This is a genomic window from Bacillus sp. ok061 (assembly GCF_900108285.1).
Lineage (GTDB): Bacteria > Bacillota > Bacilli > Bacillales > Bacillaceae_G > Bacillus_A > Bacillus_A thuringiensis_S.
In genome coordinates, this window is record NZ_FNUW01000028.1 from 61,368 (window position 1) to 73,081 (window position 11,714).

Genomic DNA, 11,714 nt, shown 5'->3' on the forward strand with positions numbered 1-11,714 from the left:
GTAGGTATAACTCTCACTGGTTATGAGCTCGCAAATAGCGGGGAAAAGTATATACATCTTGGATAAAGGGGAACAAGGGGATGACAAACATAGTACAGACAAACGGTATGAGAAAACTTGTTTGTTTTTATGAAGAGTGGCAAAAACACGGCGATGCAGAGAATAGTTTAAAGTTGTTTGAGGTGATTCAAAAATATAAACAAGAACAGCTTATGATAGCGTTCTGCGGTCACTTCTCTGCAGGGAAATCAACGATGATGAATCATCTATATAAAGCACAGTTGTTACCAACAAGTCCAATTCCGACAAGCGCTAACGTTGTCAAAATTGAAAAAGGAATGGATCGTGTTGTTGTAACGGTTAAATCTGGAGAGCAGTACGAATATGACGGTGCATATTCAGCAGAAGAATTAAAGCAAATTTGTAAAGATGGCGATGAGGTAATTGGTGTTCATATTTATCGGAATGATGCACCAATTCCTGAGGGTGTTATGTTAGTTGATACACCAGGGATTGACTCAACAGATGATGCCCATCAACTAGCGACAGAATCAACGCTACATCTAGCAGACGTAATTTTTTATATGATGGATTATAATCACGTCCAATCGGAAGTGAATTTGCAATTTGTTAAAGAATTGAAACAACGTAATAAAACGGTTTATCTCGTTGTAAATCAAATAGATAAACATAAAGAAAATGAATTATCATTTGAGGATTATAAAGATAGTGTGAAACAATCGTTCTCTAACTGGGATATTGAAGTAGATGGAGTTTATTATACGTCATTACGAATGATGAACCATCCACATAATGAAATTGGAAGTTTAGAAACATTAATTACTTCTATTATGAAAGAAAAAGAGCAGTATGTAAGAGAGGGAATGGAGCGAGAAACAGAATATTTAATGGGAGAACATTTCTCGTTTATTCTTTCTGAAAATGAAAAAGCTCTTTTGACATATGAGGAAGAGTTAGCATCACCGCTTTCGATTTCAGAAATAGTTGAAAAGAAAGAAGAGCTAACGGAAACTAAACATCGCGAGGCTAGTAAAGAATCTCATGTGAGAAACGAATTTATAAAAGGTTTACAAGCTATATTAGATAACGCGTATTTAATGCCATTTGAAATGAGAGAATTGGCAAATGCATATTTAGAAACGAAATTAACAAAGTTTAAAGTTGGTTTGCTATTTGCGAAAGGAAAGACGGAGCAAGAAAAACAAAGACGTGTAGAGGCGTTTTATTCTGCCCTTCAAAAGACTGTTGAAACGCAACTTGATTTTCATGTGAAAGAATTTATTGTAGCCTTCTTAAAAGAAGAAGGATTGTTCACGGAGGAAATTGGGAAAGACATATATGCTTTAGAAATTGCTTTTGGACCAGAAATGTTAGCTGAAGTCATTAAACAAGGTGCAGGTTTCACAGGTGATTACTTACTTCTTTATACAGCGGATGTAGCGAATGAACTGAAGAAACGTTATTTTACAAAAGCACAGCAAATTTTTGATAAAAGTGCAGTCGTTTTAAAGCAAAAAGTGAAGGAAGCAGTTGCTCGTATGGAAGAAGAGATTGAAAAATATACGATGTTGCAAACGGCAAAAGAGACGGAATTACAATACAGTAACAATTTAGAGACATATGAAAGTTATTTACAAAATGTTTGGCACGAGCGTGTTGCTACACCAGAAGGATTGCAAATAGAGGAGATATTGCAACGTGAAAAACAAATTGTTAGTGAGAAATTCACACTACAAGAGCAGGAAATGGTAAATGATAACGTAGCGGCTCATGAAGAAGAGATAAAAGGAACGGCAGCTTTAAATATTCAGCGTATATTAGAGAAAGTGAAGAAAGCTGAAATGATATTAGAGCCATTGCCAGCGCTGAAACATGTACAGCAAGAGGTGATAGAAAAAAGGCGTCGTGTGGAAACGAAACAATTTACAGTAGCGTTATTCGGAGCTTTTAGTGCTGGGAAATCATCATTTGCCAATGCCTTACTTGGTGAGAAGGTACTTCCTGTATCACCAAATCCGACGACGGCAACGATTAATCAAATTTTGCCGGTTACAGAGGAAAAACCACACGGAACAGTAATGGTTCAATTCAAATCAAAGCAAGCTCTATTAGAAGATATGAAAGCTGTTTATAAGCTGTTTCATTATGAGATTACTACGTTAGATGAGGCGTTAGCACAAATTGATAAAGTTATGAAATATCCTTCACCGACTGGGAAGCAAAAAACAACATTTAGCTTCTTACGAGCGGTACAAAAAGGGTATGATGCAGTTTCTACTTATTTAGGAGAACAAGTACAAGTCACATTAGAAGAGTTCTCTGATTATGTAGCGAATGAAGAAAAATCATGCTTCGTTGAGTATATGGAGCTTTATTATGATTGTGCTTTAACAAGGCAGGGAGTAGCGCTTGTAGACACACCTGGAGCGGATTCTATTAATGCTCGCCATACGGATGTTGCATTCCAGTATATTAAAAACGCAGATGCTATTTTATTTGTAACATATTATAACCATGTATTCTCTCGTGCTGATCGTGAATTTTTAATTCAGCTTGGTCGTGTAAAGGATACCTTTGCCCTTGATAAAATGTTCTTCTTAATTAATGCGGCGGATTTAGCAGAGTCTGAAGAAGAACTTGAAATGGTAAAAGGTTATATCGCAGATCAGCTACTGCAATACGGTATTAGAAATCCGCGTTTATTTGCAATTTCAAGTTTATGTGCGCTTGAAGAGAAACAAGGAAAGAATGTTGAAAAAGAGAAGTATGGTATTTTACAAAACTCTGGAATTACTAAGTTTGAGGAATCATTTACGTCCTTTATGATGAGAGATTTAATGCTTGTTTCTGTGCATGCTCTATATGGTGCGTTGCAAGGGGCAGATCAGCTTTTAGTAAACATGATAAATGGTGCAAAGCAGGGGAATGAAGAGAAAGAGAAGCAAACGAAAAAATATGAAGCAGAGCGTGATCAACTACTTCATATTATTTCATCATATAGTGTACTTGCTGAAGAACAGGCGATGCAAAATGAAGTGAAAGAGTTGCTTTATTACGTGCAACAGCGTCTATTCCTACGCTATAACGATGTGTTTACTGAATTTATTAATCCGGCGTCACTTCGAACGGATGGAAATGTGAAAACACAATTGCAACAGTGTGTTATGGAATTGGTAGCATTTATTCAGCATGATTTATTACAAGAAATGCGTGCGACATCATTACGTCTTGAAAAATGGATAGACGAAGCGATGAAGCGTGCAAAGGACGAAATTGTAGTGAACTGTAAAGTAGAAAATCAATCAATTTCTATGAATGGAACAGTGGAGTATGAATATAAAGATATTACACATAAAGAACCGTTCCCTTCAGTTGAAATAAAAGATTTCAAAAAAGCACTGGCACATTTTAAAAATGAGAAAAGCTTTTTTGAAAAGAATGACAAAGCTTTTATGCAAGAAGACGCTAAATCTGTATTAGAACCGCTCGTATCAAACTATGTAGCCGATGAAAAAGATTTATTTGTTCATCATTATAAGCAAGAATGGGATATGAAGTGGAACTTATTCCAAAAAGTGATGCAACAAGATGTGATGAACTATTATGAAAGTATATTGTTTGCATTGGCTGAAACGATCGATGTATCTCTATATGAACAAAGTAAAGAACAATTGCAAAAACAGTTAGTAGAGATTGAAAAAGAAATTTATGTTATATAGTCGTTATGAGAAAAAGATTCGTTCAATTTTCTTTTGCAGTACAGTATCTAAAGATTTGACAAATCCAGCAAATTCATCGGTAGAAATCATATGAGTAAGAACGAGTCGTCTGCCATCTGGTGTTTCACCGCATAAGACGAATGAAGAAAATTCATATGTTTTGTTTTCTACTACTAATTTTGGGTAGGAATACGTGTCGCTTTTCTTCTTCTTTCCATCAATAGAGATGACGTTGCATTTTTTCTCATTGTTGTCCATGGTGAATCCCTCCTTTCTATTATTTATGGTAGACAAGGAGGGTTTAGAACAATAGAGATGGGGGGATTTTTTATGTCTTTTGTAATAGAACGTATTTTAAAAGAGGCTATACCGAAGTCTTTATTGCTACTTGCTGATCCAAGTGAACGGCAAATAGCTACATATGTACAAAGAGGGTTAACATACGTAGCAAAGCAAGGGGACAGCGTCATCGGTGTGTATGTTCTTTTGGAAACAAGGCCGAAGACGATGGAAATCATGAATATTGCAGTTGTAGAACATATGCAAGGAAAAGGTATTGGAAAGAAGCTATTAAAGCATGCTGTAGAAACAGCTAAGGAATATGGTATGTCCAAAATTGAAATTGGTACAGGTAATTCTAGTGTTTCACAACTTGCTTTATATCAAAAATGTGGATTTCGTATTTTTTCTATTGATTTTGATTACTTTTCGAAGCATTATGAAGAAGAGATTATTGAAAATGGGATTGTATGCCGTGATATGATTCGGCTTGCAATGGAATTGAATTAGAACGTATAACTTATTTAGGGGGAAGAGAAGATGGAAGTACATAAAGCAATTACAGCACATTCTCGTAAACAAAATGAAAGTGTAAAAGCATGTTTACAATTAGATGCGCAGCGTGAAGCAGCTATTGAAGCAGCCGTATCTCTTGCGTCAAATGGGAAAGAATTTTCGGTTGATGTCATTAATGTTGTAACAAAGCAAATTAATGATCTTGCAAAAAATGGTGTTACCTTGCAGCGTAAATATGTTACAGAAGAAATGGTTATGGAGTATGTAAGTCGTTTACAAGAGAAAGAAGGTCGTTAAAGATGATAGTTACAGTCGAATGGTTACGTGAGCATATAGAAGATGAGAACGTCCGTGTAATCGATTGTCGTTTTGATTTAGCGAATCCTAATTGGGGTAGAGAAAAGTATGAAGAAGAACATATTCCTCATGCGTTATATTTTGATTTGAATTTAGATTTATCAAGTCCTATAGCAGAACATGGTGGCCGCCATCCGTTGCCAAGCATTGAAGAGTTTGCGGACAAGCTTTCGGAGGTTGGTATTGATGAACATACGACAGTAATTGCGTATGACAGTCAAGCTGGTGCAAATGCTGCTCGTTTATGGTGGTTATGTAACTATGTAGGACATGAGAAAGTATATATATTAGATGGTGGTTTCCCGGTTTGGAAAGAGAATGGACTACCGACAACAACTGAAATTCCTGTTGTTATACGAAAAACATTTAAAACAAACATACAAGATCATATGCTTGTATCGATGGAAACAGTAAGAGAGAATATCCAGGCAGGTGCAGATGTTACGTTAATTGATTCAAGAGAGCCAAAACGTTATGCTGGTGTAGAGGAACTTGTCGATCATAAAGCAGGACATATTCCGACAGCAGCAAACTATTTTTGGAAGGATGGAATGTTGCAATCAGGACAATTTAAGAATGAAGCTGAGCAACAAGAACGATTCCAAAACCTGTTGAAAGATAAGGAAACCATTGTATATTGTGGTTCTGGTGTTACGGCATGTCCAAATATCGTTGCATTAAAATTGGCTGGATTCCAAAATGTTAAATTGTATGCAGGTAGCTGGAGTGATTGGATTTCTTATCCAGAAAATCAAATTGCAAAAGAAGAAGATTAATCACTTGCATGCAAAAATAATTTGTATTAAAATAAGGTCACAAGCAAGAGATTGCTCGAAAAACTTTGTATTTTACACATTAGAAACAATGTGATAATATAACGACAAGTAAATAATACATCCTGCGGTGTGCGTAACTTATTTATGTCTAAAACCGATGTTAGTTATACGGAAGCTCAATATTTAGCGACCATCATCAAGCCTTCCTTGTGGAGGAAGATGTACGGTAACTGTGAGGGCATCCACCTGCGAGTAGCGGGTTTTTGGACATTTACGAGGAGCGGCACGTGCGGGGGTCTTATTTCAACTAACCTTATATAAAATTCCTACGGTGTACGTAGCTTATGCATGTCTTAAACCAATAAGTTTAATATGGAAGTTCAATATTTAAATGTAGCTAACATGCCATCTTTTTAAGAAGGAAGTTACAAACATTTGTGAGAGCATCCACCTGTGAGAGCAGGTTTATGGACATCTAGAGAGAACGGCATATGTGGGGCTATATAAAAACCTTACGTTTTATACGTAAGGTTTTTTTGTTGCATAGATATATCAATATTATCTTGATTCACCTGTGAAGTTTCCGTAATAAATGTAGCACTTTCTGTCTTCATCAATCTCTCTTGAATCCAAGGAGAATTCCATAGACATGCCGTCTCGCTGAATATATATAATATCTGAATGAAGAGATGGTAAAATTTCTTCGTAGTTCCATACATCTTGACTATCTACTATGTTTGAACTCGTTTCACTTAGTTCTCTAATTTCAAAACCGATGTAGGAGTATGTAGGGTCTGAAGGGTCATTTGCGAAAACTTCTTTTTGAATATAAATAACTGCTGTTCCGTCTGGATCAACCGAAGTTGCAGTAACAACATAAGTATTTTTCTCTTTAATAAAATATTCACAAGTCATGCGTGCGATAATTTCAGAATTAGAAATATTTGCGTAGTTCCATAAAGCAGGATACCCTTTTGTTTCATCATTAAGTCGATATTCTAAGCGCATTTAATCCCTCTTCTTCCTTTTTCTTCTACTTTATCATGCCGTCTTATATAATAGAAATATAATTTAAAAAGGGGAGTGCGAAGGTGACAAAAACGAAATGGCTAGTAGGTGGTGTCGTAACATCTTTAATGACTGGCACTTTATTTGGCTGCGCACAAGATCTTCCCCCAAAACCGAATGATAATAGTTGTTCTGATTGGGATTGGGATGATGAACTTGGGGTATGGCAGTGTGATGATAGTAGTTCAGGTTATCGTGGGCATTATTTCTATGGTGGGCGATACTATCAAAATAAGTCCACCTTTAAAAATTCATCGGCGTTTAAATCGTATCAATCGTCTGCTGAATTTAAAGGTGGAATTGGAAGCGGTTCAAAGGGAGGATTTGGGGGCTAAAATATGTCGCAATACATAAGGGATCGAAAAGAATTTTATTTAAAATATCCGAATTTTTGGTCGGATTTATATGAATGTGAGTATAGTTTGTTTCATGTTTTTTCTATAACAAATCAGACTTTGGACCAATTACACTTAGCGACTGAACGAATGGGGAAAATATTTTTTAAGACTGCTAGACTGCTGCGTAATTTAAGTGACGAACAGCTTCTAGATCTTGGCTTTCCATCCGCGAGTTTATCTTTCATTAGAATGAAAGGGCTTTATCCTGAATCTGTAATTTCGCGATTTGATTTTGCTGTAACAGAGGATAACAAAATCAAAATGCTTGAGTTTAATAGTGATACACCAACTTTTATTGTGGAATGTTTTCAAATGAATGGGAAAGTATGTAAAAATCTAGGCTATGATGATCCAAACTCGGATCAAGAACGATTGCTAGCTTCTGGTGTAACGAAAGCAGTAATGGAAGCGACAAAGGGATTAGATAATCCAAATGTTGTTTTTACAGCACATCATGAACATATCGAGGATTGGAATACCACTATGTATTTAAGTCAGCTATGCCATGTTGAAAATAAAGTAGTGCCAATGTCAGAACTTAGAATTACAAAGGATGCTCTAGTCGATAAAGATGGGGCAAAGATTGATGTTTTATATCGCCAAACATATCCGATAGAAGATTTAATTGAGGATCAAGATCCTGAAACAGGAGATTTGGTAGGTGTGGAACTGTTACAACTTGTAAAAGCCGGAAAGCTTTTTATAATAAATCCTTTGTCAGCATTTTTACTTCAGCCAAAATCAATTCAGTGTCTTATTTGGGGGTTAGCAGAAGAAGAGGCCTTTTATACAAATGAGGAACAACAGTGGATTAAAGAATATATGTTACCTACATATTTAGAACCAGATTTATTTTTAGGCAAAGGTTCTTTCGTTCAAAAACCTTCATTTGGGAGAGAAGGAGATACAATTACGATTCGCGATAAAGACGAAAATATTATGCTTCAAAATGCACACCAAACGTATAAAGCGTCACTGCCGATATTTCAAAAGTATACCGAACTGCCAGTCGTATCCTTGGAAACAGAAAAAGGGATCGAGAAACTGTCATATGTGTTTGGTTCGTTTTTAATTGCTGGAAAAGCGAGTAGTATCGGTATTCGTGCGGGAGAAAAGATTACCGGAAATGAATCGTACTATTTACCGGTAGGTATAAAAAGGAGGGGAAAAAATGATTAATTTTTTATTATATTTAGCAGTAACACTCGGCCTTTTATGTATAGGTCTGTTCTTGATGGAAGTGACAACGAAAGTTAAGGAATTTAAGTTAATGGCTCAAGGGAATAAGGCGGTAAGCTATGTGCTTGGAGGACGATTACTTGGGTTAGCTATTGTTTTATATTCGACAGCAGCTAATTCAATTTCACTTCTTGATATGATTTCGTGGGGAGCAGTTGGGATTTTGGCTCAAATTATCGTTTTTTATTTAGCTGAGTGGCTTACACCGCGCTTTAATATAAACAAAAGTCTTGAAGAAGATAATCAAGCAGTCGGTCTTTTTCTTATGTTTTTATCGCTTTCAATTGGGATTGTAATTGCTGGCTGTATAACTTATTAAAAACTTTACGTTAGTTTGCCATACCTTTTGAAAAAATTGTAGGCTATGGTTGACATCTATTTTAAATAAGAGTAACATTTTCAATGTAATGAAAATAAGTCTCTGTTAGGTGAGGCTCCTGTATAGAGAAATGCTACTGCCCAAAAATGTCGAGAGACGCCAATGGGTCAACAGGAATGATCGAATTAAGGTTTTTCTTAACGTAGCTGGTAATGTACCTATGCTATACAGTGCTAAAACTCGGTGAGGGAGAGGTCCGTAGATTTCTAATTATATTAGAAATCGTTTATTTGTGTATGTAATGGCCGCTACTCTCTTAAGGGTAGGGGTCTTTTTTGTTACCAAGCTATGAGTAATTTCATAGTATAAACTATAAAATTAAACGAGGAGGTGAGGAGCATGTCAAATTCTGACTCGGTTCCGTTACCCATATACTTCAAATCAAAAATATATGATGTAGGCAGGAAACGACTTGTTCCTCCCTCTATATTTATCACAATGTAGCGTTTATAAAGCGCTAGACACTTTCACAGTAAAGTGGATAAATTGAGAAACAAAGCGTTTCTTCCTATGTTGTAAAGGAGGAGACGATAATATGTTATATGCAAACAAAACTGTGGGTAACACGTCATATAAACTAAGTAAAAAATCAATAAAAGAACAAACAATGCTTCAAAAAAATAAAGATTTATTAATTGAAATTGCAACAAGAGATGTAAAATCTGTATTTGCATATTTTAAAACAACAAGAGACGGACTATCAATGAAAGAGGCACAAAAACGTATTCAAGTATATGGCCGAAATGAACTAACTTCAAAAAGAGCACTTCTTGCAGAAGTAATGATAAAGCTTGGTGGCATGATCCCAGGTTTTTCAAAACAACGTGTGTGTGATGAATTACAACGTGAAACGATTACTGTATCTAGAGTAGAATGTTCTAGTAGTACAGGGCTAAATAGTGAACTGAAAATGATGGAGATACCAGTGCAAGAACTTGTACCTGGAGATATGATTTTTCTTTCGGCTGGAGATGCTGTGCCAGCTGATGTACGTATTATTTATGCAGATGATTTATTAGTAAATGAGTCTGTGTTAACGGGAAACGAAGCGAGTATAGAGAAGTTTGAAAGCTGCTATCACCTTGAACGTAAACGATTTATTCCATTAAAACGGATGAAAGATTATAATCCACTTGAGCTTGAAAATGTATGTTTTAAAGGTTCGCATATTGTTAGTGGAAATGCAAAGGCTGTCGTTGTTTCTACTGGGAAAAATACGTATTCAGGCATATTGCATACATGTTGTAGTAGGATGTCTTAATGTGTTAATGGTGCTAAATATACAAAAACAATGTATAATAGACAAAGTTGAGCAAAAACGTAGAATGGTAATCTATTTATATAACCTTACGTGATAACGTGAGGTTATTATTTTTTTAATAGGAGAGGAATTATGAAAAAAGTATTATTAGTTGATGGTATGGCACTATTATTTCGTGCTTTTTACGCAACAAGTGTCTACGGACAATTTATGAAACGACAAGATGGAACACCTACGAACGGGATTCATGGTTATATGAAACACTTGTTAACAGCTACGCAAGCGATCGAACCAACACATATCGTTACATGCTGGGATATGGGAAGTACGACATTTAGAACAGAATCGTTCTCGAATTATAAAGCAAATCGTGCAGCGCCACCAGAAGAATTAATTCCTCAATTTGATTTAGTACAAGAAATGACTGCGAAATTATCCATTCCAGTTATCGGTATGAAAGGCTACGAAGCCGATGATTGTATCGGTACGCTTGCAAAACAATATTGCAATGAAGCTGAAGTTTATATTTTAACTGGTGATACAGATTTACTTCAACTTGTTGATAAGAACGTTACAGTTATGCTTCTGCGTAAAGGAATTGGAAATTACGAATATTACACACCGGAGAAAATCATGGAAGAAAAAGGTATAGAGCCGTGGCAAATCGTCCATGCAAAAGCTTTCATGGGAGATACAAGTGATAATTATCCAGGTGTAAAAGGTATCGGTGAAAAAACAGCGTATAAGCTTATTCAAGAGCACGGAACAGTATCCGCTGTACTAGAAAATGTAGAATCATTAACAAAAGCGCAGCGTACGAAGATTGAAAGTGATTTAGAGAACTTAAATATTTCGTTACAATTAGCACAAATTCACTGTGAAGTTCCAATTTCATGTTCACTAGAAGAGGGATTACACACAATGGATGGAGAAAAACTTAGATTTGTTTGTGAAGAAATGAATTGGGGAAGACCTGAAATATTAATAAATATGCTATAAATAGTTTGGAAAGAGGGATGTTGCATAAGTCGAGCTTTGATTTATGCAACACCTTCTTTTTGTTTTTGTAAACAGTATTATAGTAAATAAAATTATGTCGAACTCAATTTTAAATATATAAATGTTTCGACAAGGTATAATGATAAAAGTTGATGAAAATAGTAACTTTTATAATGAAGTGAATTAATTTCAACATAGTTTTAGATAGTCTCTTTTTTCGTGTTCACAAAGTTGTCAGAAAATAAACGGAATTTTCATATGAAGTTCAAATAAAATTCACAACAATCAATTATTATAAGAACACACAGATAATTCTTTATCTTTTATATAAACCATCCCCCAAGGAGGACAATGAAAATGAGAAAAAAAGTGAGAAAATCTTTTAAACAATTATTAATTGAAAATAAACAATCACTATTAAATAATAAAGAAAATATGAAAGAAATTGAAGAGAGAATTGAGAAACGACATGTGGCATATAGTGGTGCTAGTAATTAAATAAAATAAAAAAGATAGCCTATATAGGCTATCTTTTTTCAGAGTGTTGGGAAACCCTTTAGGGTTCCCCACACTCTGGAATCATTTTGATTTTAGCGAATAAAAACAACATAAAATAATAGAGTTTCAAAAAAATAGCCCTCCACCAGACCTTTTTTGGTCAGATGGAGGGCTATTTTTTTTCATGTTTTGACAAGTTGCGGT

At 35.3% G+C, this 11,714-nt stretch carries 12 protein-coding genes, 2 other RNA genes and 1 riboswitch; of the genes, 12 read left to right on the forward strand and 2 right to left on the reverse strand.

The window, feature by feature from the left end; genetic code table 11:
* The first annotated feature begins 80 nt into the window (after positions 1–80).
* A complete protein-coding gene (locus C4S65_RS26890; RefSeq protein ID WP_086405886.1) occupies positions 81–3,740 on the forward strand; it encodes a dynamin family protein in 3,660 nt (1,219 codons plus the stop codon).
* 3 nt (positions 3,741–3,743) lie between these two features.
* Here C4S65_RS26890 and C4S65_RS26895 read toward each other — a convergent pair whose 3' ends face one another.
* Positions 3,744–3,998, reverse strand: a complete 255-nt coding sequence (locus tag C4S65_RS26895) for a DUF3931 domain-containing protein (RefSeq protein ID WP_000369740.1) — start codon at positions 3,996–3,998, stop codon at positions 3,744–3,746.
* Between the two features lie 72 nt (positions 3,999–4,070).
* Between C4S65_RS26895 and C4S65_RS26900 the strand changes: the two genes are divergently transcribed.
* From C4S65_RS26900 to ssrS (C4S65_RS26920), 5 genes are all read left to right on the forward strand, one after another.
* Positions 4,071–4,529: a GNAT family N-acetyltransferase gene (locus C4S65_RS26900; RefSeq protein ID WP_016082228.1), complete on the forward strand. Its 459-nt coding sequence runs from the start codon at positions 4,071–4,073 to the stop codon at positions 4,527–4,529.
* Between the two features lie 30 nt (positions 4,530–4,559).
* The gene (locus C4S65_RS26905) at positions 4,560–4,832 is read left to right on the forward strand and encodes a YpbS family protein (protein ID WP_000451820.1); all 273 of its coding nucleotides are present in this window, start codon (positions 4,560–4,562) and stop codon (positions 4,830–4,832) included.
* Between the two features lie 2 nt (positions 4,833–4,834).
* The gene (locus C4S65_RS26910) at positions 4,835–5,668 is read left to right on the forward strand and encodes a sulfurtransferase (protein WP_061666873.1); all 834 of its coding nucleotides are present in this window, start codon (positions 4,835–4,837) and stop codon (positions 5,666–5,668) included.
* Positions 5,669–5,784: 116 nt separating this feature from the next.
* A non-coding RNA gene (gene ssrS / locus C4S65_RS26915) (6S RNA) lies at positions 5,785–5,967 on the forward strand.
* Positions 5,968–5,988: 21 nt separating this feature from the next.
* Positions 5,989–6,172, forward strand: a non-coding RNA gene (ssrS, locus tag C4S65_RS26920) — 6S RNA.
* A 54-nt stretch (positions 6,173–6,226) separates the two neighbouring features.
* On the opposite strand, the gene C4S65_RS26925 is transcribed toward ssrS (C4S65_RS26920), so the two are convergent.
* Positions 6,227–6,676 carry a hypothetical protein gene (locus C4S65_RS26925; RefSeq protein WP_001235523.1) on the reverse strand — a complete coding sequence of 150 codons (450 nt, stop codon included), beginning with the start codon at positions 6,674–6,676 and terminating at the stop codon, positions 6,227–6,229.
* 83 nt (positions 6,677–6,759) lie between these two features.
* Between C4S65_RS26925 and C4S65_RS26930 the strand changes: the two genes are divergently transcribed.
* From C4S65_RS26930 to C4S65_RS26955, 6 genes are all read left to right on the forward strand, one after another.
* On the forward strand, positions 6,760–7,071 hold the full coding sequence (locus C4S65_RS26930; RefSeq protein ID WP_000169030.1) for a hypothetical protein: 312 nt from the start codon (positions 6,760–6,762) through the stop codon (positions 7,069–7,071).
* 3 nt (positions 7,072–7,074) lie between these two features.
* Positions 7,075–8,313, forward strand: a complete 1,239-nt coding sequence (locus C4S65_RS26935) for a glutathionylspermidine synthase family protein (RefSeq protein WP_000084937.1) — start codon at positions 7,075–7,077, stop codon at positions 8,311–8,313.
* The gene (locus C4S65_RS26940) at positions 8,306–8,692 is read left to right on the forward strand and encodes a DUF350 domain-containing protein (protein WP_000606857.1); all 387 of its coding nucleotides are present in this window, start codon (positions 8,306–8,308) and stop codon (positions 8,690–8,692) included. The genes C4S65_RS26935 and C4S65_RS26940 overlap by 8 nt, the downstream gene beginning before the upstream one ends.
* A gap of 94 nt (positions 8,693–8,786) precedes the next feature.
* Positions 8,787–8,950: riboswitch (M-box (ykoK) riboswitch) on the forward strand.
* Between the two features lie 337 nt (positions 8,951–9,287).
* A complete protein-coding gene (locus C4S65_RS26945; RefSeq protein ID WP_000964946.1) occupies positions 9,288–10,013 on the forward strand; it encodes a cation-transporting P-type ATPase in 726 nt (241 codons plus the stop codon).
* Positions 10,014–10,145: 132 nt separating this feature from the next.
* Complete coding sequence (locus C4S65_RS26950) at positions 10,146–11,012, forward strand: 5'-3' exonuclease (RefSeq protein ID WP_000757064.1); 867 nt, start codon at positions 10,146–10,148, stop codon at positions 11,010–11,012.
* Between the two features lie 357 nt (positions 11,013–11,369).
* The gene (locus tag C4S65_RS26955; protein WP_001228048.1) at positions 11,370–11,510 is read left to right on the forward strand and encodes an FbpB family small basic protein; all 141 of its coding nucleotides are present in this window, start codon (positions 11,370–11,372) and stop codon (positions 11,508–11,510) included.
* The last annotated feature ends 204 nt before the right edge of the window (positions 11,511–11,714 follow it).

Bases quoted from the DNA above. Each gene is read 5' to 3' on its own strand.
- C4S65_RS26945 (WP_000964946.1), top strand. From the start codon at position 9,288: ATGTTATATGCAAACAAAACTGTGGGTAACACGTCATATAAACTAAGT.
- C4S65_RS26935 (WP_000084937.1), top strand. From the start codon at position 7,075: ATGTCGCAATACATAAGGGATCGAAAAGAATTTTATTTAAAATATCCG.
- C4S65_RS26950 (WP_000757064.1), top strand. From the start codon at position 10,146: ATGAAAAAAGTATTATTAGTTGATGGTATGGCACTATTATTTCGTGCT.
- C4S65_RS26955 (WP_001228048.1), top strand. From the start codon at position 11,370: ATGAGAAAAAAAGTGAGAAAATCTTTTAAACAATTATTAATTGAAAAT.
- C4S65_RS26890 (WP_086405886.1), top strand. From the start codon at position 81: ATGACAAACATAGTACAGACAAACGGTATGAGAAAACTTGTTTGTTTT.
- C4S65_RS26940 (WP_000606857.1), top strand. From the start codon at position 8,306: ATGATTAATTTTTTATTATATTTAGCAGTAACACTCGGCCTTTTATGT.
- C4S65_RS26925 (WP_001235523.1), bottom strand. From the start codon at position 6,676: ATGCGCTTAGAATATCGACTTAATGATGAAACAAAAGGGTATCCTGCT.
- C4S65_RS26910 (WP_061666873.1), top strand. From the start codon at position 4,835: ATGATAGTTACAGTCGAATGGTTACGTGAGCATATAGAAGATGAGAAC.
- C4S65_RS26905 (WP_000451820.1), top strand. From the start codon at position 4,560: ATGGAAGTACATAAAGCAATTACAGCACATTCTCGTAAACAAAATGAA.
- C4S65_RS26895 (WP_000369740.1), bottom strand. From the start codon at position 3,998: ATGGACAACAATGAGAAAAAATGCAACGTCATCTCTATTGATGGAAAG.
- C4S65_RS26900 (WP_016082228.1), top strand. From the start codon at position 4,071: ATGTCTTTTGTAATAGAACGTATTTTAAAAGAGGCTATACCGAAGTCT.